The sequence below is a fragment of the Legionella shakespearei DSM 23087 genome (assembly GCF_000373765.1).
Lineage (GTDB): Bacteria > Pseudomonadota > Gammaproteobacteria > Legionellales > Legionellaceae > Legionella > Legionella shakespearei.
Window position 1 is genome coordinate 22,882 of sequence record NZ_KB892404.1, and the last position, 26,793, is coordinate 49,674.

Consider the following 26,793-nt stretch of genomic DNA (forward strand, 5'->3'; position numbering starts at 1 on the left):
TCAGGAAGCGGAACAGTTATACTGGCACGTACTTTATTTTCTGCACCGATACATAGATCGAGCTATACCATACCAGTGCCCTAACAAAAATTCCGCTCCTTTACAGTCGCGGCTCGGTTTTCTGGTGCACGATAAAGTAAATACAAACGCACGAAAACCGAGCCGCGACCGTCAGGAAGCGGAACAGTTATACCTGTACGTACTTTATTTTCTGCACCGATACATAGATCGAGCTATACCAGACCAGTGCCCTAACAAAAATTCCGCTCCTTTACAGTCGCGGCTCGGTTTTCTGGTGCACGATGAAGTCAATACAAACACACGAAAACCGAGCCGCGACCGTCAGGAAGCGGAACAGTTATACTGGTACGTACTTTATTTCCTGCACCGATACACCGAGCTCTCGGAGATGTGCTGAGGAATCAGTGTTCCTCTCCGGGAGGTGCACAGAGCTCCGCCGTCCCGCGGCTTGTCCGCGGGATCCAGGAGTCTCACTCCGAACCTAGATCTCTGGATACCGCGGACAAGCCGCGGTACGGCGGAGTATCGCTTAACTTAATGGCAGTGACCTCAAGCCTGATGCAATACCGAGGTAAATATACCCGCAGGGTCAAATTGCTTTTTCAGATTTATCCAGAGTGCATGCTCTTCACCAAAGTGCTTTTTCCAATAATCTTTGGTCAAATCAGTGCCTAAAAATCCAGACAAATAGCGTTTTCCGCCTAATTGAATTAAATGCTCGTCCAAATTACGAATAGCCTGTAAGCAACTTTCTTTCAAAGGCGCCGGCACACCGGGATTCAAAATCATAAAAGAACAGACCGAATCATCTTCAGGGAGCATCAAAAAGCCTGCTTTCATTTTTGCCATAGGTACCACATGAACAAGATTAGCATAATGGACTGGCAATTCCTGCAATAGCTCAGACAAATGCTCCTTCAAGACAGAGGTGGGAACGAAACACTCATACCAGGGATGGAGTAAATCCCACTGCCCTAACATTTTCATCACCTCAAAGCGTGAATTATGACGTAAGAGATAAGAAGAAATGGTCTCTTCCTGAATGTTGATAAGATCCCAAGGTTTCAGGTCACCGATTATTGCTTCCTGCTCAGGAGGCTCATTTTCATATTCCACAGAAAGATGTAAGGCATACAGCCATTGCGCCATAGGAACCCGCCTGCCCTCTTTTAATTTTGCCCCCTGGATTGATGGCGAACAAAACAGTTCCATATAATCTGCTCTGTCTTTTGCTTTTTCTATATCCGCAAACCACTGCGCCTGATCGTTATAAACCAGGCAAAAGGTTTTAACATGAGCTTTCACTGGTTTTAGCTGAATACACGCTTTGGTAATTACCGCAAAACGCCCCTGACCTGAAAGGCAGGCATGGAATAATGGCGAACTGTTATCAATGGTCTGCTTTACTCCCGTTCCATCAATGACTTCCAGCGCTGTAACATGGGCATTGACCGCCCCGTATTTAAAAGAAGAAGCACCAACGCCACCAGCCGACAAAACACCTGCCACTGATAAATTACAGTTATAGGGTAAGACAAAGGGAGCTTTATGCTGTTTAAGACTGACTTCCAACAAGCTCGACCAACTGGCATTCGCTTCAACCCATATGGAATCCCCATTAAGCGTAACAGGCTTAATAAAATGCTGCATGGAAAGAGTCAGGCCGCCTGGCACTGACAAAGACTGTCCGCACTGGCTCAAGCCATTGCCACGAATCGTAATTGGCAATTTATGCTGATTGGCAAATGAAATAAGAGATTGAAGTGCTTTTATATCTTTAGGGATACATACTGCAGATGGAAGTGATTGAATCAATTTTCCAAAATCTTCACTAAAAGAAACAAGCGTTTGCTCATCGCTGAGCAACGCTTGTCCTGTTTCCTTCTCACAAAGTTTGATTTGGTTGGTATTCCACTGGTTTAATGACATGTTCCACATTCCTTTCTTTCGCTTGTTCGGTTCTCTTGTTGCATGCAAGAATTAATCCATCGAACATTTTGTTAAAGGCATCGTAGCAGCGGTCTATCATTTGCAAGGCTTTGCGGCGTGAGCTGATTGATAACTTTCTTTCAAATATTTTCCTTTCCATTTCTTCTTCAAATAAGGCATGTGCCATTTCTACTTCAAGATGTGAGCTTGAAAAATATTTCAGATTCTTATCTTGACCTGTCTTTTTAACCTGTTGTACTACTTTTTCGAAAAATACATGTCCGGAAGATTCCAGAGTCAAGAGTAAAGCAACATTCAAAATTTCTTCATCCAACTTGTAAATCTCTGACATGATGGCATAGGCAGCATCTCTAACCAGCTGAGAATCTTTGCTGTAAAGCCAGGCAACATCGTCTCGTGCACATGATTCATCTCCTGAGATTTCGCTCATGTACTTTTTGTCACTCAAAAACCATTTTTCGTGACCGGCATCTTCCATGCGGTGATGGCGTGCTACTTTTTTCAGGTAGGGGTCGGTTACTCTCTCTTCATTAATGCGGAGTATGTCTTGAAAAGTCATAGCCCAAAATGTTAACTCTGGAACAAAGTAACTGATTTCTTCAAGGGTATTCAGGCCTTCCAGTAAATTAAAGAAAGGATGATTCATAAATTCATTTTGTTTAGAATCTATATATAATTGTACTGTTTTCATGACTGACTCCAAATGTATTCTGTTTCGACAAATTTAATGTTGCAGCCGCCATGCCAACTTTTTAACCTATTTGCACATATAAACACCTATTTTATTTGCTTTTTTTATTAATTCCCGCTATTAAATCTCAGGAAGCGACAAAAAAATGTCCCTGAAACCAGTTTTTACGACAAAATTTTGACTGCGAAATTCCCATAAAATCAATGAGATATTTTTAAATAAGCGAATTTCGCCAATTTTTTGTCATAAAGATCATTTAATGTTCATATTACGTCCATTTAACTCCTTAATAAAATAAGTTTTGAGTTAATAACATACTATTTTACAGATCCTCCAAAGACGCTAAGTTGAACCAGTTAGGCCAAAGGTTGTAAAAGACCTTTATCCTGCTATCATTTATCCGTCTCCTGCGTTCGAGCCGCGCCCCTGAGGGAGCGGAACAGTCCGCTAATACGGGTCACGGATCTGCTGTGCTCACAAGCTTTTTGCGAGTTGGTAGCCCGGTCTGCTTGCAACCGGGATCGAAGTGGCACGATCCTGGCTGCAAGCAGGCCGGGTTACGGCATTGTGCCATTCGCAGGCAACGCTCCCCAGCTATCTAATAAAAACCAAGCCGCGACCGTGAGGAAGCGGAACAGTCTGCTAATACGACTCACAGATCTGTGGTACTGTTTGCTGTATTTGTGTCTCTCCCACGCAAATACAGCAAACAGCGCCACAGAAAATCCGGACGCTATAAGCACTTGCCTGGACAAAAGCCCAGGCAACACAGTATTTATCTATATCAAATGGAGTTGTGCAAGAATTGTACCTATCTTGCACCATAGAAAGAATTAGTGGTAACCGTCTTGTGTTTTCCCACGAAAGACGTGATAAGCGTATAAGGTATAAACAAACAGGATAGGTAACATAATAGCCACCCCCACCAGGATAAAGCGTAATGTGGAATCAGGGGCTGCCGCTTCCCATATGGTTACCTGATGAGGAATCAGATAAGGATAGACACTTATAGCGATGCCCGCATAAGAACATAAAAATATAATGATGCTGAAAATGAAGGGCTTTTGTTCGTGCCCTTTCCCCAAACTATTCCAGGTCAGATAAATCATCAGCGCCGTAATTAAAGGTAAGGGAGCCAGATAAAGAATATCAGGAAAACTATACCAGCGATAAAATATTTCTGTATTATGCAAAGGAGTCCAGATACTCACAAACACCAGAAAGAAACTCAGCAACACTAACAAGCCCTTAGCATAATGCACCATTTTTTGCTGTAATCTGTTTTCACATTTTATGATCATCCAGGTTGCGCCTAATAAAGCATAGCCGCAAATCAAGGCAACACCGGTTAATAAACTGAACGGCGTTAACCAATCGGGATTATTAATAGTCATTGCCGCTTCATCAATCTGGAACCCCTGGACAAAACAACCCAACACCACCCCCTGGAAAAAGGTAGCCGCTATGGAGCTTAGGGCAAAAACCCAATTCCACAAAGGCTTGGTGCTGTCGGCTTTGAAACGAAACTCAAAACTGACGCCACGGAAAATCAAGGCGATCAGCATCAACATAATGGGCATGTATAAAATAGGTAATAAAAAACCATAAACCTGGGGAAAAGCACCGTAGAGCATGGCACCTCCAAATACCAACCAGGTTTCGTTACCGTCCCAGACTGGTGCTACAGAATTCATCATTTGATCACGTTCTTTTTCACTATGAGTGAATGGAAATAAAATACCGATTCCCAGATCAAAACCATCCAGAATCACATACATAATAATAATGAAGGCAAGAATCCCTGCAAAGATAAAAGGTAACATGGTTAATTCCCTCCTTTTTGGTTGGTCATGTACTGGAAGGCATGATGCTCAGACTCATCGTCAATAGCTTCGGGACCAATTTTAATAGTCTTAAATAGATAGACCAGATAAAAACCGAATACAATGAAATAAGCCAAAATCAACAGAATGAATGAAATAATCACTTCTTCCATTCCTATAGCTGATACCGCATCTTTGGTTCGCAACAAATTGTATACAACCCAGGGTTGTCTGCCTATTTCAGCAGTTAACCACCCAGCGATACTGGCTACGAAACCAAGTGGGGCAATCCAAAGACACCAGCGATGAAACCAGTTTGCTTCGTATAACTTGTTCCTTCCTCGTAAAAATAAAGCACTAATTGCAGTGAGCAGCATAAGAAGGCCTATTCCTACCATAATACGGAAGGTAAAAAAGACACTGGCTACATCAGGTTGATCTTCAGGACTTACGGTATTAAGGCCAATTAACTCGCCATCCCACTCATGAGTATTCAACAGGCTGGCTAATCTGGGAATTTCGATAGCATACAGATTTCTTTGTTCTTTTTGTGAAGGAATGGCGAAAAGCACCAGTGGCGCTCCTTTTTGGGTTTCCCATACTGCCTCTATTGCAGCAGTTTTTAAAGGCTGGAATTCTTCCACTTTCAGGCCAACGACATCACCAACAAAAATCTGGGTGGGAACAATAACCACAGCCGCCCACATGGCAAAAGACAAACAGGTTCGGGCAACTTCAACATGTTTCTGTTTTATCAAATGATAGGAGGCAACCGCAGCTACCACAAAACAGGTTGTTGTATAAGAGGCAAGTACCATATGGATAAAACGTGGGATAAACGAGGGATTAAACACCACATCCCACCAACTGCCGACTATATATTTTCCTGCATTCACTTCATAACCGGAAGGAGTTTGCATCCATGAGTTTGCCGACATAATCCAAAAAGCGGAAATAGTAGTACCTACCGCAACAAGCAAAGTCGCAATAAAATGCAGACTCGGCGGTACGCGCTTCCAGCCAAAAAGCATTACCCCCAGAAATCCTGCTTCCAGGAAAAAGGCGGTTAAGGTTTCATAGGCAAATAAAGCACCCAGAACGTTACCAAACTGGGAGATAAAGGGGCCAAAATTGGTTCCTATCTGGTAGGCAAGCACTATTCCTGACACAACACCCATACCAAAAGTCAGGGCAAAAATTTTAGTCCAGAATTTACAAATACTCATATAAACAGGATTTTTGGTTTTAAGCCAGGTCGCCTCCATGATGACCAGAAAAATGGCCAATCCCAGATTTAACGTAGGAAATAAAATGTGGAATCCAATACTGAATCCAAACTGCGCTCTTGATAATAGTTCAACAATCATAGTGCCACCTCACTAGGGGTTTTATCCTGCTTTGGGGAGCTTGTTATGATAACTGAAAAAGAAGATTGATATAAGCATGCAGAATAAACGATTGATTTAAATATATAAAAAACTGTAGCCTTGATGCAGCGGGGGTAGCCCGATCTACGTCGTCCTGAGCGCGTCTTTTTGCGCGAAGGATCTCCAAATACTGGCACCATACCACGCTCAGAACGACGTGGATCTGAACGATAGAGCCCGATGACATGTGCTGGAGCGTTTTAAAGAATGATTTGTATATTTTTTTTGACAAGTAACTTCTGAATGAGAAAATCGCGGAGAGTAAACGAGTTTTACTTAAGCGCTTTTAATTTTGAACTGGGACAGAGAGCCTAAAAATTCAAAAATTTTATCGGGAAGATCAGGTGCCCTATATAAATACCCTTGGGCAAAATCACAGCCATGAGAAACGACAAAATCTCTTTGGAATTCGTTTTCTATGCCTTCAGCCAAAACTTGTATGTTCAGGCTATGTCCTAAATCGATAATTGCCTTAGCTATAGCAGCATCATTGGGATTCGTTGCCATTTCGCTGATAAATGAACGATCAATTTTCAATTTATCCACGGGGAATTGTTTTAAATAGGAAAGGCTGGAGTAGCCTGTTCCAAAATCATCAATCACCAGTTTTGTGCCCATATCTTTCAGGGCATACATGGTTTCAACAACATGATCTATGTCTTCTATCAACAGGCTTTCAGTTAATTCCAACTCCAGATATTTTGCCTGTAAACCGGTATTTTTTAATACTCGCGCAATCATTTCGAGCAAATTATTTTGCCGGAATTGGCGTCCTGAAATATTAACAGCGACACTTAAATTTTTAAGTCCCATTTTTTGCCAGGTTTTCATTTGCTGGCAAGCCTCATGCATTGCCCACTCGCCCATCTCAAGGATCAGGCCATTTTCTTCAGCCATGGGAATGAAATCAACCGGGCTCACTAGCCCAAGAGTTTTTGAATGCCAACGCATTAAAGCTTCAAAACCAATAACTCTTGATTGCTTCAAATCAATTAATGGCTGATAGACCAAAAAGAGCTCATGGTTTTTTAAGGCATCTCGTAAAGCGTTATCTAGTTGCATATGATTAATTACTCGCCTGTTCATTTCAGGTTCATAAACCCTGTATGTATTCCTTCCGTTATCTTTTGCATGATACATAGATAAATCGGCACTTTTCATTAAAGACTCATAATCGACACCATCGCGAGGGTAGTAACTGATTCCAAGACTCGCCGTAATTTTCAAACTATGCTGTTCTATTTGTATCGGTTTTTCAATAGCATGTAAAATATTCTGTGCTATGGTTTCTGCCTCTTGCTGATTTTCAAGGTCTGTCAAGAGAATGATAAATTCATCGCCACCTAAGCGGGCAACTGTATCAAAATCATCAGTGGCAATCAGGAGCCTGTTGGCTATTGATTGCAATAATTTATCACCCATATTATGACCTAATGTATCATTAGTCATTTTAAATCGGTCTAAATCTAAAAACAAAAATGCCAGCATGGTATTTTTCTTTTTAGCCTGGAGAACCGCTTGTTCCACACGATCTATTAACAAAACACGATTGGGTAAATTCGTTAATGAGTCATAAGTCGCCTGCATCAGGAGTTGATTTTCCATATCCCGGCGCAAGGTAATATCATTAAGTATACATACATAATGTTTCACATTTCCAAAAGAATCTTTAACTGGAGCCACACTGATTTCACACCAGAATACCTCACCATTTCGGCGAGTACTTTCCATTTCTACCGTTTCTTCACGTAATTCGCGTATGGCAAGCTCAATTCTTTTATTATTCACTTCCTCAGCACTGGAGCCTTGTAAAGTAATTAAATTTTTACCTAATGCCTGCTGCTCTGAATATCCTGTAGTACGTTCAAAGGCCTTATTAACATAAATTACCGTATGTTCATTCGTGGATATATCAATAATGGCAATACCGTGTGTGCTTGCTTCTATAGCCCGCTCGCGAATGCGCAATTCGTCCTGCGCCATACGCTTTTGCGTCACATTTCTAAAACTGTACACTCTTCCAACAATTTGATTGCCAACTCGTTGAGGTTGGGTAAACCGTTCATATATTCTGCCATCTTTAAAATAAAGTTCAGGGAGTTCGCCCTGCCATTCCGGATTCTCATAAAGATAGGTCACATCAGCAATTAAGGTTTGAGGATCAAGAACTTGTTCCATGATGTATTCAAAACACATGTATTCATTGCCGGACTCCACCATGTAAGAAGGAATACGCCACATTTCAATGAATTTTTGATTCCAGTCAACCAGGCCGCCATGTCCATTCACAATCATAATGCCATCTGCGGTGGATTCAAGGGTTGCACGAAGAAGCGACAAAGATTTTTCAAGCTCAACATTTTTTTCAAGAATCTTGTCCGCTTTGATGGAAATATTTTCAGTCAATGGGGAATTATCCAAACGTCTGAATTCAGGTTGATTGTGATACCATTGCTCCAAAAGTCCGGACATTTCGGGGTGACTTCCAACAACGCCCAATTCCTCGCAGATATCGGTGACAGAAGGTTCCTTGCCCCTCCTTTTAACTATTTCTGCGGCAGAGGCAACTTTTTCATAATTGATTTCTTGCCTACGCATGCATCCCTCTCTAGAATATCCATCACAAATTACATCGGCAATGTCTATTATTACTTTAGCAAAGAATACGCCGAAAGTACAAATTTAAATCAAAATGTTCATCTAATCAAATACTTCAATTTTAGAATTTTTAAAAGGAATAAAAAATGAAAAAAAGCCACTTTGACACTCGCGCCATTCATGCCGGGCAGGAACCATGTCCCAGTACGGGAGCAGTAATGACTCCTATTTATGCCACATCAACTTACAAACAAAGTGCTCCAGGCGAACATTCAGGCTATGAATATTCACGTACCCAAAATCCGACACGCAGTGCTTATGAAGCATGTATTGCCAGTCTGGAGTCGGGAAAGCATGGCTTTGCTTTTGCCTCAGGGATGGCAGCCATTAATACTGTTATTGATCTGCTTGATGCAGGAGATCATGTTATTGCCATGGATGATCTGTACGGAGGCACATTCCGACTATTTGATAAAGTAAAAACGCGCACATCAAAACTTTCTTTCTCATTTATAGACATGTCAGATCCTGCCACAATTGAAGCAGCTATCCGCCCTGAAACTCGTTTATTATGGTTGGAAACGCCATCAAACCCCATGTTGAAACTGGCAGATTTACGTAAAATTGCAGCTATAGCCAAAAAGCATAACCTGATTACTGTCGCAGATAATACCTTTGCAACTCCCTGGATACAGCGCCCTATTGAATGTGGTTTTGATATAGTGCTCCATTCAGCAACCAAATACCTTAATGGCCATTCTGATGTAGTCAGTGGTGTAGTCGTTGTTGGTGATAATGCTGATTTGGCAGAGCGTGTAGGCTATCTGCAAAATTCGTGTGGCGGAGTAGCTGGTCCCTTCGACAGTTTTCTTGTTTTACGCAGTTTAAAAACCCTGTCCATTCGCATGCAAAGACATTGTGAAAATGCCAAAGAATTAGCCCATTGGCTCAGCATGCAACCACAAGTTAAAAAAGTCATATATCCCGGATTGGAAAGTCATCCCCAATATGCTTTGGCCAAAGAACAAATGCACGAATTTGGTGGTATGATATCTATGGTTATTCATGGCGGCCTTGATGATGCCAGGCGTTTCCTCGCTCGCTGTGAATTGTTTACCCTGGCAGAAAGCCTTGGTGGAGTTGAAAGCCTGATTGAGCACCCTGCAATCATGACTCATGCTTCAATTCCTGCCGAAAAGCGCAGAGCCTTGGGAATAGAAGATGGCTTTATCCGTCTATCAGTAGGTATAGAGCATATCGATGATTTGCGTGCTGATCTGGCACATGCTTTAAGTTGAAATCAGGAGTACTATGTCGATGCAGACAACTAAAAAATCCACGGGGCAATTGCATGCAATTGCTGCCACCCTAATCCTTATTGTAACCACTACCTTGTGTTTTATCCCCATTCTTTTTGTGGGTTTATTCAAACTGATTCCGGTTAAACCTTGGCAGGATGTATGCACTCGCACGGTTGATGCCATTGCGACCCTATGGTGTGGCATCAATAATTTTTATATGGATAAGGTACAAAAGGTACATTGGACTATTACAGGGCTGGAGAGTTTAAAATCCAGTAACTGGTATTTAGTTGTCGCCAATCATCAAAGCTGGCTGGATATAGTCATTCTCCAGCGCCTGTTTAACAGAAAAATTCCAGTGTTGAAATTTTTCATTAAAGACCAGTTAAAATGGGTTCCCTTGCTCGGCTTTTCCTGGTGGGCTATGGGATGCCCCTTTATGAAGCGGTACAGTAAAGAATACCTGAAAAGAAAACCGCATAAAAAAGGCAAAGATTTAATTGCAACTCATAAAGCCATAGAAAATTTTAAACGCACCCCTGCCTCTATTATGAATTTTGTCGAAGGTACGCGCTTTACTGCATCCAAAAAGGAACTGCAACAATCGCCTTACACCCATTTGCTAAAACCTAAAGCAGGTGGAATCAGCTTTGTTATCAATTCTATGGGCGAACAAATCAGCAGTCTGCTGGACGTTACTATTGTTTATGGAGAAAAGAATCATTCACTTTGGGATTTTCTCAGCAAGAGAGTAAAATCGGTGAAAATTAACATCCGCAATATACCTATCCCAACTCGCTTCACTGATGGAAAACTGATGAATGACAATCAGATGCAAAATGATTTTAAAGAATGGCTAAACCAGCAATGGGCAGAAAAAGATAATTTAATCGCTTCATTACGAGGATAATTCAGGGGAATTACATGAACTCATTACAAACCATTATTGAACAGGCTTTTGAACAGCGCCACTCCCTGTCGCCTGATAGCGCAGCTCCTGAATTGATTGCAGCAGTAAATGAAGTGCTCTCTTGTCTGGATAACGGTCAATATCGGGTTGCGGAAAAAATTGACGGAGATTGGGTAGTACATCAATGGATAAAAAAAGCGGTACTCTTGTCCTTCAAGCTCTTCCCTAATCAAGTAATCGATTCGGGTTTTTGTCAGTTTTATGACAAAGTTCCCCTGAAGTATTCTGGATATACCAATGAGCAATTCCAGCAATCTGGCGTAAGGGTTGTGCCACATGCCATGGTGCGGCGAGGCGCCTATATTGCCAAAAATACCATTCTGATGCCCTCTTATGTCAATGTGGGTGCCTATATTGACGAAGGGGTTATGGTGGATACCTGGGCAACCGTTGGTTCTTGTGCCCAGATTGGTAAAAACGTTCACCTCTCGGGTGGAGCCGGTATTGGTGGTGTTTTGGAACCGTTACAGGCTAACCCAACCATTATTGAAGACAACTGCTTTATTGGTGCCCGCTCCGAAGTTGTTGAAGGGGTTATAGTTGAGAAAAACTCCGTAATTTCCATGGGAGTCTTTTTAGGTCAAAGTACCAAAATATATAACAGAATGACAGGCACCATAACCTATGGACGAATTCCTGAAGGCTCTGTAGTGGTAGCCGGTAATCTTCCCAGTGAAGATGGCAGTCATAGTTTATATTGCGCCGTAATAGTAAAACAGGTCGATGAAAAGACACGTGCCAAAGTAAGCATTAATGAACTGTTACGAGCCAATTAAGATGAATGCCCAAACCGACTTGAAAGAACTATTAGCCAAACTGGTCAGCCTGCCTTCTATTACTCCCAATGATGCTGGCTGTCAGGAATACATGATTGAATTTCTGGAACAATCAGGGTTTCGCTGTCAAAGACTGGATCAAGGCCCGGTATTCAATTTTTTTGCCATTTATGGAACCGTTGGCCCTCTATTGGTATTTGCAGGTCACACTGATGTTGTTCCTGTTGGTGATACAGGCAAATGGCTTAGCCCCCCTTTCACTATGGAGGAACGGGAAGGCATGCTTTATGGGCGTGGAACTGCAGATATGAAAGGCAGTCTTGCTTCCATGCTGATCATGGCTGAACGCTTTATAAAAACTTATCCTTCTTTTGAAGGACGTTTAGGATTTCTGATTACCAGCGGTGAAGAAGGCAATGATTTCGACTTCGGAACCCCTTATGTAATGCAGCAATTGGAACAACAGGGTATTGCCATTGATTATTGTGTGGTTGGCGAGCCATCAAGTACCCATCAGGTTGGTGATGTGATTAAAATTGGCCGCCGTGGTTCGTTAAGTGCCAAAATCAGCTTGCATGGCAAACAAGGGCATGTCGCTTACCCGCATTTGGCAGAAAATCCCATCCACAGGATTAGCCCTGCCCTTGCACAGTTAACCGCTAGAGAGTGGGATCAAGGTAATGCGTATTTCCCTCCCACATCAATGCAAATCACTTATCTTCATTCAGGTGGGCATGCCAGCAATATAATTCCTGGTGAACTCGAATTGCATCTCAATTTCAGATATTCCACGGAACAAACAGAATCGACGTTGAAAGAGGCCGTGATCAATACGTTTAATCACTATGATTTACACCCTACTATTGAATGGCGATTAAATGGCGAGCCTTTTTTGACGGATAAGGGACGGCTGGTTGAAAGTACAAAAGCAGCAATATTCGAACAGACAGGGTTAATCGCAGAGTTGTCTACCAGTGGAGGTACATCTGATGGCCGCTTTATCGCTCCATATGGAGTTGAAGTAGTTGAATTGGGACCATGCAATGCCACCATCCATCAGGTTAATGAATGTGTCTCTTTGCGTGATTTAGAATTATTGGAAGCGATATATTTTTCGCTGTGCGAGAAATTATTATTAGGTTAGTAGACCTTACGATCCACGACGTCCTGAGCGCGGCATGGTGCCAATATTTGGAGATCCTTCGCGCAAAAAGACGCGCTCAGGACGACGTAGCTCGGGGAATGAAAAAACTACCAGGCACCTTTGTCCTGGTGTAGCCCGGTTGCTTGCAACCGGGAATTTATCCCAATTCCAATTCTGTCAGAGATGCTTTTGGAAGCTGTGCACTAACAGTTTCATCTGCGATAGCCTTATCATTCACCACTTTAGTAACACAGGCATCTGACCAGACGTTTAAGGCTGTTTCCAACATGTCAATTAATCCATAAAAGGGTAAGATAACTCCCATTAAGGTAATTGGAACATTCATACTGGATAACAGGCTGACGCTCAGGAAGAAGCATCCCATGGGAACGCCCGCATTACCAATTGCAGCAATAGTCGCAACTACAACCCAGACACCCATCATGGAATAAGACACTGGCATACCATGGTTTTGCATTAAATAAATCACCGTGGCAAAGATAAAAGCCGCACAGCCATTCATGTTAATACTGGTGCATAAGGGCAAAACGAAACGGCTAATCTGTGGTTTAACCTGCAGATTATTCTCTACCGTATTCATAGTAACCGGTAAAGTTCCTACCGAAGACTTGGAGAAAAACGCGACAGATAAAGCAGGTATCATTTTGCGCATGGTAGCAAAGGGGTTGATGCCATTCATTTTCAACCACAGAGGCAAAATCACAAAGCCCTGAATCAAATTGGCCATAACGATAATCAGTAAATACTCGCCTATTCCTTTAATATCCATACCAGAACGTAACTGAACTACTGTCGAAGTTATAAAACCAAACAAGCCTAAAGGAATTAAAGTAATAATCCAGCGAGTCATGACTAAAAACATGCCGTGAGCCCCACGGAAAAAGCGGGTAATGGTTTCACGTGATTCGTCTTCAGGTATTTGGCGAACAGCAAATCCTATGACAATACTTAATACCAATACGCCCATCACTTGTTGTTCAAGGAAAGGTGATAAGATATTAGTGGGTATAATATTGGCAAGATAACCCAAATAGCCCAGATTAGTTGCTGCATTGGATGCATGTGCATCCAGATTAACCTGTACAGTACTTGGATTAATCAAAATATACAGCACGCAGCTGATTAAGGCGGCCACAATAGTAGTCAGAAAGGTATATTTAATTGTTCTTTGCCAGATACGCTTCATTACTCCGTCAGTTTTGTAGTTGGCCAGAGTAACAATAATGGACAAAGAAATAATAGGTAAACTGATGCATTTGAAAATTTTGATAAATAAATCAGATATCAGCAAGCCAAGACTTTTCAAAAAGGCAATGTCGGACATTCCGCTGGCAATACCAAGACCTATCATTAACGCATAAATTACCGGGGTACTGAAAATAAATTTTGTTTTTTGCTGGTGTGCTGCACACATGTTTAAATCCTTAAAATAGGGAATAAAAATAAAGAGTTACGGATTTAACAGCAACAACATACTGACTTGATATCAGAACTTGAGAATGGGTGGGTAAAATGCAGCAATTTGATTATCATAAACACCGTCACAATTGATTAATTTTTAAACATTTCGAAATATTTTAACACATTAATAAATTTCGTCAATAGATTTATCATAATTAAATCCCAGGACCGTAGCCCGGTCTGCTTGCAGCCGGGACAAACCGAGGACGCAGGAGCCAATGCCATTCCCCGATCCACGTCGTCCTGAGCGCGTCTTTTTGCGCGAAGGATCTCCTGGAAGTGGCATGGTGCCAGTATCTGGAGATCCTTCGCGCAAAAAGACGCGCTCAGGACGACGTAGATCTGGGGACAACATCCCGGCTGCAAGCAGACCGGGCTACAGTCCTATATTCACTGCCATTAAGTTAAGCGATACTCCACCGTACCGCGGCTTGTCCGCGGTATCCAGAGATCTAAGTTCGAAGTGAGATTCCTGGATCCCGCGGACAAGCCGCGGGACGGCGGAACTCCTTACCTTAATGGCAGTGAGTCCTATACTAACTACTAACTAATTCAATACGTTTAATCTGTTGCTTAAACCGAGCGATTCGTCTATAAGCATCATCAATACGATTGATATCAATTTTTTTATGCAATACCAGCTGTTCTATATGATCAATAACTTCTGGCGCAGAAATACTACCTAACTGATTACCGAATATTATCATGTCAGAACCGGCATTAATGGTCAGGCACAAAGCCTCTTCCAAAGAGTAATGATTAGCTATGGCCTGCATTTGTAAATCATCACTGATAATAACACCATCATAGCCTACAGTTTCGCGTAATAAGCCGGTGAGAATTTCATAAGACAGTGTAGCGGGCAAGCCTTTGCTATCCAAATGTTTGTTTACCACATGTGCCGTCATGACCATTACCGGTTTATAGACATCTCCCAGCAAAGCCTGGTAAGGCGCTAACTCATCGAAATGGAAGCTTTCGGTCACATCAACAAAACCTTCATGAGTATCTCCTACCGCACTGCCATGTCCAGGAAAGTGCTTATAACAACATGCGATCCCATGACGGTTAAACACTTCAACAAACTGTCTGGCAACCCGAACAACCAATTCAGGATCGGCAGAAAAGCTGCGGCCTAACTTGCCGATAATCCCCTCGTGATCATTTAAATTCAAATCAACTACCGGGGCAAAATTAAGATTAAAACCTAAAGAACTTAGAGTCATAGCCATTTGCCCTGCCTCTTCGTTAAACTCGGATAAAGATAATTTGGCAAGCTCGGCAGGTCTCATAGTAGACATGCAGCCATCAATATGGGTCAATCTGTCTACAACACCCCCCTCATAATCGAGAGCAGTTAACAGTGGCTGTTCTTCATTATAAAAAGGAACTCGTGATGCATAATCCTGAAGCTGATATATTAAATGTTTGATTTGCGCCTGACTTTTTAAATTTTTGCCATAAAGATTAGTAGATAAATCCTTATCGAATAATAAAACACCACCTAAACCATCATTGGATAACCATTGGGCAACCGGACTATTGTCATTAATCTCCGTGCCACTAAATCCCATGACCAGCATTTGGCCGATTTTATTTCTTAGAGTAATCAATTACCTGCTCCATCAATAATTAAGCTAGGAATAATACACAAAGATCCAAGCTAACACCACGAGTTAACTGGTATCTTTGTGCATTTCGCCCGTTGATTTAAAATTCTAGTTCGGTTTAGGAGCAGGAATACTGTCAAAATCACAGGTACAATTACCTTTGGCTTCTGGCGGCAAAGGTACTTGAGAAAATTCCTCTGAATAGCATACAGGGATAGTCCAGGCCAAATCACTAGGATTAACTTTAGCGGGAAGAGTCCAGCTTCTGACACCAGGGTATGTTTTACCTTCGTCATTTTGCCAAAAAATGGGATTAAAACTTGCAATATATTGTAGCGTCTGCTGTGGCGTACAGGCAAATTTCTCCCTTGCCCATGATTGTCCGGCAGGTGCGGTCACTGTAAAGAGTTTTTGTAACGTTGACGCATCAACGACATCCACAGATACGTTATAGTTGGTCCAGCAACTGTCTTTTACCAAGGTAAGAAAACACTCAAATGACCAGACAGGACTGCTCAATACAACCATCAAAGAAGCTGCCAAAGTACGACGTATCATGATGCAACCTATGAGGATTATTCCAGATTAACTTAAGTATAATCAATGATTGCTCAAAATGCACATAAAACGCTCACCCCCATTCCGCCTATTCCCATTCTATGTTAGAAGCCCGTCGTCCTGAGCGCGTCTTTTTGCGCGAAGGATCTCCAAATATTGGCACCATACCGCTTTCAGGAGATCCTTCGCGCAAAAAGACGCGCTCAGGACGACGTGGATCGGAGAGAGCCTATGCGCTAATACGGGCACTGCTCTTAGCAAGGCGCAAAAATATAAGATTCTTCTGGTTCAGGCTCAATTGCTTCAGATAATGCAACCAGACCAAAGCCTACTGCCAGTAATGTCGCAGCAAATGCCCAGCCAGCCAGGATTGCAGCGCCAATCATAGGCACACCCAAAGCTACTGATAAACCTACAGCAATCAGGGAAGTGATGGGAGAGGCAATCAACAAGGGTAATGGATCAACCTGAGGGCCGAAAAACATGGATCCAAGAATAAATCCGGTTAAAAAGTCGTTATGCGTTTTATCTGCATAAGCCAGCAACACGAGGTCAATAGCCACTGTGCCTACCGCAGCCATAACCAAAAGGCTTGCACCTCCGCCATAAATTAAACCCTGGCCAATGATGTAACTAAAATCAGAAACACCCTTTTGCATAGAATGTTGAAATGACATACAGAAAACCTCTATCCTGATAAATTGCGCACAAAATACATCATTATTAACACAAAATCAATAATTTTTAGTCAATGCGAAATGATTAATACATGCTTAAGACCTTATTGCATCCTGATATCTGCATCTGGTTCTTGCATTTATTCCCTGACAAGTATATTCTTGCCCGCTTGGAGAGGTGGCCGAGTGGTTGAAGGCGCACGCCTGGAAAGTGTGTATACGGAAACGTATCGAGGGTTCGAATCCCTCTCTCTCCGCCAAAATAATTTCTCAAAATATCTCATAATATCTGCTTTATATGTCTTAACAGAAGCACAATTCAATGTCAGAATAAACCCATTCAATTTGGGATACGACAAATGAAAATGAAATCAATTGCTTTAGGAATTTTATTATCACTTAATGCCTGTGCTGACGGCTACTCTCCTGAATTAACCTCCCAGGATCAGCCATGGTCTATTACTGCAAGTGTAGGAAATGGCAAATATCAAAATGTCCATTCCAAAGACGGTAAAACAGCCTTGGCTCGCCTGGCATTAGGCAATGAACTATTACTTACTGGAGATTTAGCCTGGGGGCTGGAGTTAGGGTTGCAAAATGGCAATCATATGAAACTCGATATTCCCTATGAAACTTTAGCAATGCTGGAATGGCTTCCGGTAAAAACAACACTTGGCCCAATGCTGGATTTATTAGTTACAGCTAAAAGTGATCCTTTGTTTGGCAGTTCTTTCTTTGCTCAATTAAAGGGTGGTATCGCTTATCGATATTGGCAAATTGAGCATAAGCCAATAAATGAACTGACTCAACTTGCGGGTGAAATTCAGGCTGGATTGGGCTACCCTGTGACCGCACTAGCCAGTTTGAATCTTCTGTATCAAGGCGTGTATGGCAGTGATCCTAATCTTAAACTGGATACTTATACTAAAACCGGACGAATCTCTAACATACCTGTTTTACATGCGGTCTTGTTGGGGCTTTCAGTTAATCTTTGATCATATCCATGTGATTTTCCCGTATTACGGCTGGCGCCTAATACGGGCTACAATCCGTTCTCTTCCCATAGTCCGTAGCCCGTATTAGGCGCCAGCCGTAATACGGGATCAATATTTCACCGCCCCACAGATCTGCTATAATTTAGACAATTCCCTCGCATCAGTGATGAAGTTAATGGAGTATCATCATGAAAGAAAAACATTACGCGTACCGAATAACCCAATCATCTTCTGACATGGTCTGTACTCACTCTGAAATAGAAGAAGATAAAATGCTGGATTTACTGACCGAAATTGATAATGACTATTCAGAAGGATTGTTCTGGATATTCAAACAATTTGGTGATAAACCACAGGAACCTTTATCTATTATCGATTGCTCCCAGAGCAGAATTTATTACCATTACTCAGGAGAGGTAGAAGGCTTACAGGATGCAATTAAAAAATTAAGCCAATGAACGTTGCCCAGTTGCAAGCAGATGTCTCTTTTGCCATTACTCCGATCTACGTCGTCCTGAGCGCGTCTTTTGGCGCGAAGGAACTCCTGAAAGCGGCATAGTGCCAATATTTGGAGATCCTTCGCGCCAAAAGACGCGCTCAGGACGACGTAGATCGGGGAACGACATCCCGGCTGCAAGCAGACCAAGCTACATTTATATTTATTTTATTTCCAAATGTATACATTAAAATCCAGTTGATTATTTTTACTTCTTCCAAACTATAGACAAATGCCTGATTTTTAGTAACCATTCAGCCCAATAAGTTTTCTAACTCTCATGAGGCTGTAGCGATGTATTCTAATAAAATAAAAAACGCATTTGTTTTACTTTTCTTTTTAATCACTTTTTTCCAGTCTGCTTATGCCCAAAAGCAAGCTGTGAGTAAACGTAGTGACACGGCGATTCAAAATGCCATTCTGGTGCACATTAATGAATACAGACAAAAACGTGGCCTGGCTCCGTTGAAAATGGATGAGCGCATTGTGAGAGAAGCAAAAAATCACTCTATTGATATGGCCAACCATACCATGCCTTTCGGTCATAAGTATTTCAAAAGTCGTATCGACAGGTTGCATGCGCAAATCAAAAACTCAAATGCTGGTGCTGAAAATGTTGCTTATAACTATAAAGATGCTCAGGATGTAGTAAGGAACTGGTTACGCAGCCCAGGACACAAGAGAAATATTGATGGAAATTATAATCTTACCGGCATAGGCATTGCCCGTGATCAAAAAGGTAAAATTTATTTTACCCAGATTTTTTTAAAAACAGGTGCGGCAACGAAACATGTGGCCAGACGAAATGTATCGCTGCCTTTTGGCATGTCTCTGTTTAAAAGACAGGCTTGAGGTATTACTTAACGATATCTTTGCAATAAACCGTGCCCTATCAGTGGAATATAGAAAGATAGTGGCCTATTATTGAACCATAGACGGTAATCATTGTTCAGCCAATATCACAATCCAGGAAGCCAGATTGAGAATGTGGTGAGCACGCTTAGCTCGACTAAGAAGCCAAAAGCATTCCGGAGGAGTCCACTTTAGTGACCAGGACTGTATTCAATCTTGCTGTCTATACCTTCAAATTCATTAAACGGGGCGCATTGTATGCGCCCTTTTTATTACCCTCTTGCATGCATTTGACTTTTGAACCTGTAGCAAATTATTCTAATTTACAATAGGATAGATTCTACATTGGTCAAAAGGACTCACCATGATAATTGCAGCCTTATTGGAAAAAGGGTATGAAACTCGAGTAGCGATAACTCCAAATTCTGCTAAACAATACATAAAAATGGGGTTTGACGTTGTTATAGAAAAGGACGCAGGCCTTAGTTCCGGTTTTGCTGATGAGCAATACCAAAAAGCTGGTGCGCAAATAAGTGATGATAAAAAAGCGCTTCTCAAGCAAACTGCTATTCTTCTTTGCGTCAATGAACCCGCCCCCAAAGATGTGGAGGGTTTGGCGGAAGGTTCTTTAATCATTGGTCATATTGATAATGATCCCCAAAGCAAGCTGATTCAATGGTGTCAAAAAAATCGGATTAACTTATTTTCAATGAATCTGGTTCCACGCATCAGCCGTGCACAAAGCATGGACAGTTTATCCTCTCAGGCAAACCTGGCAGGTTATAGGGCTGTATTAGAAGCAGTCACCCACTACCATCGCGCAGTTCCCATGATGATGACCGCTGCTGGCATGATTCAACCTGCCAAGATATTGGTTCTCGGCGCTGGAGTTGCTGGTTTGCAGGCCATCGCTACAGCGAAACGCTTGGGAGGCGTTGTTTATGCTTTCGATGTCAGGCTTGCAGCCAAAGAACAGGTTGAAAGCCTGGGTGCAGAGTTCATTCAGGTAAGCCAGGAACAAGACGGTGAGACCAAAGGCGGATATGCAGCTGAAGTCAGTGAAGAATATAAAAAACTCCAGGCCGAACTCATAGACCATTATGCTAGAATATCTGACATTGTCATTTCAACCGCCTTAATACCCGGCCGTAAAGCCCCTATTCTGCTGTATAAAAAAACTGTAGATGAAATGAAGCCCGGATCAGTCATCGTTGATTTGGCCACATCCCGCGGCGGCAACTGTGAAATCAGTGTGCTGGATAAAACAGTAAAACATGACGAAATTACAGTAATTGGCTTAAGCAATATGGCAGGATTAGTCCCGGCAACCGCAAGCGATCTGTATGCCAATAATCTGGTGCATCTCATCAGCCTTCTGGCACCCAAACCTGCTGAAATGAAATTAAATCCTGAAGATGAAATCATTCAGCAGGCCGTCTTATGCCATGCAGGTAATTATTTACCCTTCCAGGCTACAAAGGAGAAACAAAATGCATGAAATTAATGCGGCAGGCAACCCCTACATCACCATTCTTACCATTTTTGTCCTGGCATGTTTCGTTGGTTATTATGTGGTGTGGAAAGTAACGCCCGCCCTGCATACCCCATTAATGTCAGTCACCAATGCCATCTCCAGTATTATCGTTTTAGGAGCCTTGATTGCCGCTGGCAGTCCGTTGGTTGGCCCCATTACCTGGTTAGGTGGATTGGCCATATTCATCACGTCAATTAATATTTTTGGTGGATTTGTGGTGACGCAACGCATGCTTCGCATGTACAAAAAATAATGTGATTTAACGGATGGAATCAGCTATGAACTCAATTGTTCCACTATTTTATTTATTAGCAGCAATATGTTTTATTCTGGCACTGAAAGGATTGGCCAGCCCCTCCACATCCAGAAGGGGAAATGTGCTGGGAATTTTAGGTATGACCCTGGCAATTGGCTCTACGCTGATGATGCCCGGAATATTCCATCATTATCTTTTGCTGGGTTTAATCGCAGCAGGTGGGATTGTCGGCACCCTGATTGCCTTGAAGATTAATATGACCGCCATACCCCAGTTGGTAGCGGCATTCCATTCGTTAGTCGGTATGGCAGCGGTTTTGGTAGCATTTTGTGCCTTCCTGTCGCCAGAATCATTTCATATTGGTTATCCCGGGGCAATCGCTAAAGCCAGTCTTATAGAAATGAGCCTGGGCTTAATCATTGGTGCTATCACCTTCTCTGGTTCTGTTATTGCCTTTCTAAAATTGCAGGGAATCATGTCAGGCGTGCCAGTACGCTTTCCTGGGCAGGGAATGGTTAATTTGGTTATTGGCCTGGCTATTGTAGTTTTATTCATTTTATTCGTCATGAATCAAAGTTTAATACTCTTTGGCACCTTGGCCGGACTTGCATTCCTGCTTGGGGTATTACTTATCATCCCTATAGGTGGTGCGGATATGCCGGTGGTTATCTCCATGCTTAACTCCTATTCAGGATGGGCCGCAGCAGGTATAGGATTTACCCTGAGTAATGACTTGCTGGTTATCACCGGGGCTTTAGTGGGTGCAAGTGGCGCCATCTTAAGTTATATCATGTGCGTTGGTATGAACCGCTCCATTTTCAATGTTATTTTCGGTGGCATCAGCAGTGCAGGAAATGAGTTGCAACACCATGCTGGCGATGAGTCAAAAACGGTAAGACAGGGTAATGGAGAAGATGCAGCCTTTCTGTTAAGTAATGCCAAAGACGTTATTATAGTACCTGGTTATGGAATGGCAGTCGCCCATGCACAACATGCCGTTAAAGAGTTAGTCGATGCACTGGAAGCCCGTAATATCAAGGTACGCTTTGCGATTCATCCAGTGGCCGGACGCATGCCCGGACATATGAATGTATTGCTTGCCGAAGCCAATATTCCCTATGATCGTGTATTTGAGCAGAGTGAAATTAACCGTGATTTTGCGGCTTGTGATGTTGCCTTTGTTATCGGTGCCAATGACATTACCAACCCTGCTGCAAAGACAGATGCCAGCTCGCCTATTTATGGTATGCCTGTATTGGAAGTAGAAAAAGCAAAAACAGTTTTATTTGTTAAACGAGGTATGGCGCCAGGCTATGCCGGTGTTGAAAACAGTTTATTCTTCCACGATAACACGTACATGTTATTTGGAGACGCAAAAGTAATGACAGAATCAATATCCAAAGCCCTGAACGAAATGTAATTACCGTAGACCGGTCTGCTTGCAGCCGGGATCGAGGTGGCACGATCCCGGCTGCAAGCAGACCGGGCTACTAGCTGACTCATCTACACATCTTTGCCTGTAGTGGTTTACCTTCCCCGATCTACGTCGTCCTGAGCGCGTCTTTTTGCGCGAAGGATCTCCAAATACTGGCACCATGCCGCTTTCAGGAGATCCTTCGCGCAAAAAGACGCGCTCAGGACGACGTAGATCGGGGAAGAGCAAAGATCAGTTGCTTGCAGACCGGGCTACAAACTCCGCCACTAAACAAAAACTAGGTACATAGTTATTTTTGAACTATACTTGAAATTCGACTGATTTTCTTACAGTCACTGCGTAAATGACGTTAAATTTGCCAAAGAAGCAAAATAAATGTATCTTAGCCCGTTAATTTTTCACACTGGAGAGACATCTATGCTACGAAAAATCGGTCTTACCCTGCTCTGCGCAACTGCATCATTAAGTACAGGCCTTTATGCAGCAACCAGCCACGTATTGAAAGCTGGTGTTACTGTTGAATACGATTTACCCCCTAATCAACCTCAGGAATTTATTAATTATATGTACTGGGAAGTAAGTGCAAATTGTAAAATTACGACCCAGGATGCCAGCAATGATCTTGTTGCTATTGCAAAAGCTAAAAAAGGGAAAGTTAATGACATCCCTTTATCTAAAGGAGACAGTCTGCGACTGACCGTTCACAATGGTGATGTAATCAAATTAAGTGCTGAATCAGGCGCAAAGGTAGAAATTACCAACGAAGGCAAGCACACAATTAAAGCGACTTGCAGTACCTAGTCCCCCTCCTTTTTAGACTGGTGATTTGCCGCTGCAAATCACCAATTATCTTTATTCCACCTGTCTGATACAAATTATTTATTTATTTTTGTGCTCAATGTACTATTATTAAACTAAGTTTACCAAGGATTGGATAGCTATGTTTAATTTACTACCTACTAAAGGACTAAGTTATAGTCGTACCACAAAGCAGCAAATCAAATCGTTAAACAAAATATTAAAGGCGATGAATGAGTGCGCTTTGAATCAACCAGAACAATTAACCCCTTTATATCAAAAGCTGGTGGCTTTTCACCGCAAGAAAGTGGGTGGTGGTTCAGCGAAACAACCTATTAAGAATTGGTTTGCTGCACATCCTTTATTTCAGATAGACCGGGTCATTCAACAAACTATCAAAGAGAAAACGATAATAACGTCAATCAATGAGTTGTCAGAACAAGCTGACATGATAGCTATATACAGACGATATGAAGGCAAGGACAGCTTCAGAACCTTAATTGAACAACAATTGCATGAAATCGATGAAGGTATAGAGGTCGTTAATCTGGGTGGGAGTAATAATCCCGTAGTGAGGGTGAAGCTGGATAAAGATCGCTTTTTTATCATGCGCTTTTTGCGAGTCGGAAGTCAGGAAGACTCTGCCGGTATTTCACCACGTTGCCTTAGAGATTCATTACAGAATGTTGATGAATTACCTATGCCCTATTTATTAACCCCCGTCGAAGATGATCGCCAGGAAGTCACTTATTTAGAGTTTAGCCCGTATTATGAGCGCGGCTCATTGGCAGATCATTTTAAAAAGCTTCGTGAGCAGAAAGATAAAAAATCAATTGATACAAATCAGTTAGTGCTCATTTATGCCCAAAAGATAATTGCATTCTTGAGAAAGATAAATCTGCAGAATATTTGGTATACAGACTTGAAACCAGAAAATATCCTGTTACCTATGTTGGCAAATGAAGACTATGTAGTGATTAATGACATCAAAGGGCTTATTTTATCGCCAAATAATAAAATAAGACGAAATAGGGTAAGCATGACACCAGCATATTATCAATCCTCAGTTTATGATGATAAGGACGTACATCTTGATCGGCTGCAACGTCAGACTTTGGCAAATACCTTATATGAATTAGCTTGTGGAAAATTACCCATTCCCGAGATAACCCATCAGCCGGATTGGAAAAATAGATATAATTTTGATCAACCTTGTTTTAAAAACCCTGAAGGGCTCTTTTTGGTGCAATTAATTCGTGAACTGAATAAATCACAGGCTTTCCCTTTGACTCATTTTACGAGCATGATAGAGGATTTTGAAGACGCGCAAATAAGGAGCTTTTTGCAAAGGGCCGAAGGAGAAAAACCATTCATTGGTTTGGATGATTCCAGCTCGATGTCAACTTGGTAGGGTGGCCATATGGGGCCTCCCCATCGTCTTGAGAGGGGGACGCCCGTGCGTATTGGCGGAAGCAGGGAATTGTGCCGCTTTGATCCTGTATTACGCTTCGCTAATACAGGCTACAATCCTCACTCAGCCTTAATGCTCTCGCGTTGCCCTGAATTTGATTTTAGGGTAGCGCTCTTCCGCCATAGTTAAATTAACTCGGGTTGGAGCAAGATACATAAGCGTATCACTGCCATCCAGAGCCAGATAATCGTAAGCTCTGTCACGAAATTCAGTCATTGCCTTATCGTCTTCGGCATAAACCCAGCGCGCGCAAGTGACACTGACTGATTCATAAATACAATCTACTTTATACTCATGCTTCAAACGATGAGCAACCACATCAAACTGCAGTATGCCCACCGCCCCCAAAATCAGCTGATTGCTGTTTAATGGTCTGAATACCTGTGTCGCCCCCTCTTCTGAAAGCTCAATTAAACCCTTCAATAAGGCCTTACTTTTCAACGGATCTTTTAAACGCACCAGACGAAATAGCTCTGGAGCAAAATTGGGAATTCCGGTAAATTTGAGTTGTTCTCCCTGAGTAAAGGTATCGCCGATTCTTATCGTTCCGTGATTATGCAAACCAATAATATCGCCTGATAAAGCAATTTCGGTATGGGATCGATCACCGGCCATGAACGTTAAGGCATTAGCAATTTGCACTTCTTTACCTATACGCAAGTGACTCAGTTTCATACCCTTTTTATAAGCACCAGAACATACACGGACGAATGCTATTCTGTCGCGATGTTTAGGATCCATATTAGCCTGAATTTTAAAGACAAAACCGCTAAATGCCTCCTCACCTGGCTCTACAATTCGCTCCTGGGTTGCACGTGCCTGAGGACCTGGGGCGTATTGGACGAAATCATCTAATAACTCTTTAATACCGAAATTGTTTATCGCCGAACCAAAATAGACAGGAGTCATTTTACCGGCAAGGTAATCTTCAAGGTTGAATTCATGTGAAGCCCCTTTCACCAATTCAATTTCGTCACGCAGTTCCTGGGCGCTTTCTCCCAATAACTCATCGAGTTGAGGATTATCAAGACCTTTAATCTGTACCGCTTCCTGCTTTTGTGCGTTCTTACCATGTTGATAAAGGTATACTACATCTTCATAACGATGATAAATTCCTTTAAATCGCTTGCCCATGCCAACAGGCCAGGTAATTGGAGCACATTGAATTCCCAGGACTGACTCTACTTCATCCAGCAAATCTATAGGTTCACGTCCCTCGCGGTCAAGCTTGTTAATAAAGGTCATGATGGGCGTATCACGAAGACGGCATACTTCCATCAATTTAACCGTCCTGTCCTCTACCCCTTTAGCCACATCTATAACCATTAAGGCAGAGTCTACCGCGGTTAAGGTACGATACGTATCTTCAGAGAAGTCTTCGTGTCCCGGTGTATCGAGCAAGTTCATGACATGGTTGTTATGGACAAACTGCATTACTGAGGTTGTAATGGAAATTCCCCTTTCCTTCTCCATTTCCATCCAGTCTGAAGTGGCATGCCTGTCAGCCTTACGGCCTTTTACAGTACCCGCTAACTGAATAGCACCTCCGAACAGCAGTAATTTTTCTGTGACCGTCGTTTTACCGGCGTCAGGATGCGAAATAATCGCAAAAGTACGTCTTTTATTAAAGTCCTGATAAAAATCAGACATAATGCTCTCTAACTATAATTCAATAATTAGGGTGAATTCTAAGGCAAAAGCGGGAAACTAACAATTTTTTGTGAACCATTCATGAAAACAAAGCGAATTTCTGTCCAATAAGCGGCAATTTATTTCCGCATTTGCCGCCGTTCCCCGATCCCCGTCGTCCTGAGCGCGTCTTTTGGCGCGAAGGATCTCCTGAAAACGGCATGGTGCCAATACTTGGAGGTCCTTCGCGCCAAAAGACGCGCTCAGGACGACGGGGATCGGGGATGATCTGCGGAAAA

At 42.3% G+C, this 26,793-nt stretch carries 22 protein-coding genes and 1 tRNA gene; 13 read left to right on the forward strand and 10 right to left on the reverse strand.

The features are described from left to right. Positions 1 to 570 precede the first annotated feature (570 nt). From B094_RS0108945 to B094_RS0108965, 5 genes are all read right to left on the reverse strand, one after another. Positions 571 to 1,950 (reverse strand): FAD-binding oxidoreductase, encoded by a 1,380-nt coding sequence (locus B094_RS0108945; RefSeq protein ID WP_018577467.1) that lies wholly within the window; start codon positions 1,948 to 1,950, stop codon positions 571 to 573. Further along, the gene (locus tag B094_RS17455; protein WP_018577468.1) at positions 1,907 to 2,662 is read right to left on the reverse strand and encodes a hypothetical protein; all 756 of its coding nucleotides are present in this window, start codon (positions 2,660 to 2,662) and stop codon (positions 1,907 to 1,909) included. The genes B094_RS0108945 and B094_RS17455 overlap by 44 nt, the downstream gene beginning before the upstream one ends. An 833-nt stretch (positions 2,663 to 3,495) precedes the next feature. Beyond that, positions 3,496 to 4,485: a cytochrome d ubiquinol oxidase subunit II gene (gene cydB, locus B094_RS0108955; RefSeq protein WP_018577469.1), complete on the reverse strand. Its 990-nt coding sequence runs from the start codon at positions 4,483 to 4,485 to the stop codon at positions 3,496 to 3,498. Positions 4,486 to 4,487: 2 nt separating this feature from the next. Beyond that, positions 4,488 to 5,852 (reverse strand): cytochrome ubiquinol oxidase subunit I, encoded by a 1,365-nt coding sequence (locus tag B094_RS0108960; RefSeq protein WP_018577470.1) that lies wholly within the window; start codon positions 5,850 to 5,852, stop codon positions 4,488 to 4,490. Positions 5,853 to 6,188: 336 nt separating this feature from the next. Continuing rightward, complete coding sequence (locus B094_RS0108965; protein ID WP_018577471.1) at positions 6,189 to 8,510, reverse strand: bifunctional diguanylate cyclase/phosphodiesterase; 2,322 nt, start codon at positions 8,508 to 8,510, stop codon at positions 6,189 to 6,191. Between the two features lie 146 nt (positions 8,511 to 8,656). On the opposite strand from B094_RS0108965, the gene B094_RS0108970 reads away from it, so the two are divergent. From B094_RS0108970 to dapE, 4 genes are read left to right on the forward strand one after another with little or no spacing between them, the layout of a single operon-like run. Further along, positions 8,657 to 9,808 carry a trans-sulfuration enzyme family protein gene (locus B094_RS0108970; RefSeq protein ID WP_018577472.1) on the forward strand — a complete coding sequence of 384 codons (1,152 nt, stop codon included), beginning with the start codon at positions 8,657 to 8,659 and terminating at the stop codon, positions 9,806 to 9,808. 13 nt (positions 9,809 to 9,821) lie between these two features. Next, positions 9,822 to 10,721: a 1-acylglycerol-3-phosphate O-acyltransferase, YihG family gene (locus B094_RS0108975; protein WP_237762256.1), complete on the forward strand. Its 900-nt coding sequence runs from the start codon at positions 9,822 to 9,824 to the stop codon at positions 10,719 to 10,721. Positions 10,722 to 10,735: 14 nt separating this feature from the next. Then, positions 10,736 to 11,557 (forward strand): 2,3,4,5-tetrahydropyridine-2,6-dicarboxylate N-succinyltransferase, encoded by an 822-nt coding sequence (dapD, locus tag B094_RS0108980; protein WP_018577474.1) that lies wholly within the window; start codon positions 10,736 to 10,738, stop codon positions 11,555 to 11,557. A 1-nt stretch (position 11,558) separates the two neighbouring features. After that, positions 11,559 to 12,701, forward strand: a complete 1,143-nt coding sequence (gene dapE / locus B094_RS0108985) for a succinyl-diaminopimelate desuccinylase (protein WP_018577475.1) — start codon at positions 11,559 to 11,561, stop codon at positions 12,699 to 12,701. A 157-nt stretch (positions 12,702 to 12,858) separates the two neighbouring features. Here dapE and B094_RS0108990 read toward each other — a convergent pair whose 3' ends face one another. The 4 genes from B094_RS0108990 to B094_RS0109010 form a co-directional block, all read right to left on the reverse strand. Beyond that, positions 12,859 to 14,136, reverse strand: coding sequence for a dicarboxylate/amino acid:cation symporter (locus B094_RS0108990; protein ID WP_018577476.1), 1,278 nt, complete (start codon positions 14,134 to 14,136; stop codon positions 12,859 to 12,861). A 583-nt stretch (positions 14,137 to 14,719) separates the two neighbouring features. Beyond that, positions 14,720 to 15,796: a glycoside hydrolase family 3 protein gene (locus B094_RS0109000; protein ID WP_018577478.1), complete on the reverse strand. Its 1,077-nt coding sequence runs from the start codon at positions 15,794 to 15,796 to the stop codon at positions 14,720 to 14,722. A gap of 105 nt (positions 15,797 to 15,901) precedes the next feature. Further along, positions 15,902 to 16,351 (reverse strand): hypothetical protein, encoded by a 450-nt coding sequence (locus tag B094_RS0109005; RefSeq protein WP_018577479.1) that lies wholly within the window; start codon positions 16,349 to 16,351, stop codon positions 15,902 to 15,904. 254 nt (positions 16,352 to 16,605) lie between these two features. Beyond that, positions 16,606 to 17,028: a hypothetical protein gene (locus tag B094_RS0109010; RefSeq protein ID WP_018577480.1), complete on the reverse strand. Its 423-nt coding sequence runs from the start codon at positions 17,026 to 17,028 to the stop codon at positions 16,606 to 16,608. 172 nt (positions 17,029 to 17,200) lie between these two features. Between B094_RS0109010 and B094_RS0109015 the strand changes: the two genes are divergently transcribed. From B094_RS0109015 to B094_RS0109065, 9 genes are all read left to right on the forward strand, one after another. Beyond that, positions 17,201 to 17,288, forward strand: a tRNA-Ser gene (locus tag B094_RS0109015). Positions 17,289 to 17,393: 105 nt separating this feature from the next. Then, positions 17,394 to 18,023 carry a hypothetical protein gene (locus B094_RS0109020; protein WP_040524144.1) on the forward strand — a complete coding sequence of 210 codons (630 nt, stop codon included), beginning with the start codon at positions 17,394 to 17,396 and terminating at the stop codon, positions 18,021 to 18,023. A 188-nt stretch (positions 18,024 to 18,211) separates the two neighbouring features. After that, entirely contained in the window at positions 18,212 to 18,481 is a 270-nt protein-coding gene (locus B094_RS0109025; protein WP_018577482.1) for a hypothetical protein, read from the forward strand. A 332-nt stretch (positions 18,482 to 18,813) separates the two neighbouring features. Beyond that, a complete protein-coding gene (locus B094_RS0109035) occupies positions 18,814 to 19,371 on the forward strand; it encodes a CAP domain-containing protein (RefSeq protein WP_018577484.1) in 558 nt (185 codons plus the stop codon). 364 nt (positions 19,372 to 19,735) lie between these two features. Continuing rightward, complete coding sequence (locus B094_RS0109045) at positions 19,736 to 20,869, forward strand: Re/Si-specific NAD(P)(+) transhydrogenase subunit alpha (protein ID WP_018577486.1); 1,134 nt, start codon at positions 19,736 to 19,738, stop codon at positions 20,867 to 20,869. Further along, the gene (locus B094_RS0109050) at positions 20,862 to 21,158 is read left to right on the forward strand and encodes a proton-translocating transhydrogenase family protein (RefSeq protein WP_018577487.1); all 297 of its coding nucleotides are present in this window, start codon (positions 20,862 to 20,864) and stop codon (positions 21,156 to 21,158) included. The genes B094_RS0109045 and B094_RS0109050 overlap by 8 nt, the downstream gene beginning before the upstream one ends. A gap of 25 nt (positions 21,159 to 21,183) precedes the next feature. Next, positions 21,184 to 22,581, forward strand: coding sequence for an NAD(P)(+) transhydrogenase (Re/Si-specific) subunit beta (locus tag B094_RS0109055; RefSeq protein ID WP_018577488.1), 1,398 nt, complete (start codon positions 21,184 to 21,186; stop codon positions 22,579 to 22,581). Positions 22,582 to 23,013: 432 nt separating this feature from the next. Beyond that, the gene (locus tag B094_RS0109060; RefSeq protein ID WP_018577489.1) at positions 23,014 to 23,397 is read left to right on the forward strand and encodes a hypothetical protein; all 384 of its coding nucleotides are present in this window, start codon (positions 23,014 to 23,016) and stop codon (positions 23,395 to 23,397) included. A 139-nt stretch (positions 23,398 to 23,536) separates the two neighbouring features. Next, a complete protein-coding gene (locus tag B094_RS0109065; RefSeq protein ID WP_018577490.1) occupies positions 23,537 to 24,805 on the forward strand; it encodes a protein kinase family protein in 1,269 nt (422 codons plus the stop codon). Between the two features lie 129 nt (positions 24,806 to 24,934). Here the strand turns inward: B094_RS0109065 and B094_RS0109070 are convergent, their stop codons facing one another. Continuing rightward, complete coding sequence (locus tag B094_RS0109070; RefSeq protein ID WP_018577491.1) at positions 24,935 to 26,515, reverse strand: peptide chain release factor 3; 1,581 nt, start codon at positions 26,513 to 26,515, stop codon at positions 24,935 to 24,937. Positions 26,516 to 26,793: the final 278 nt, after the last annotated feature.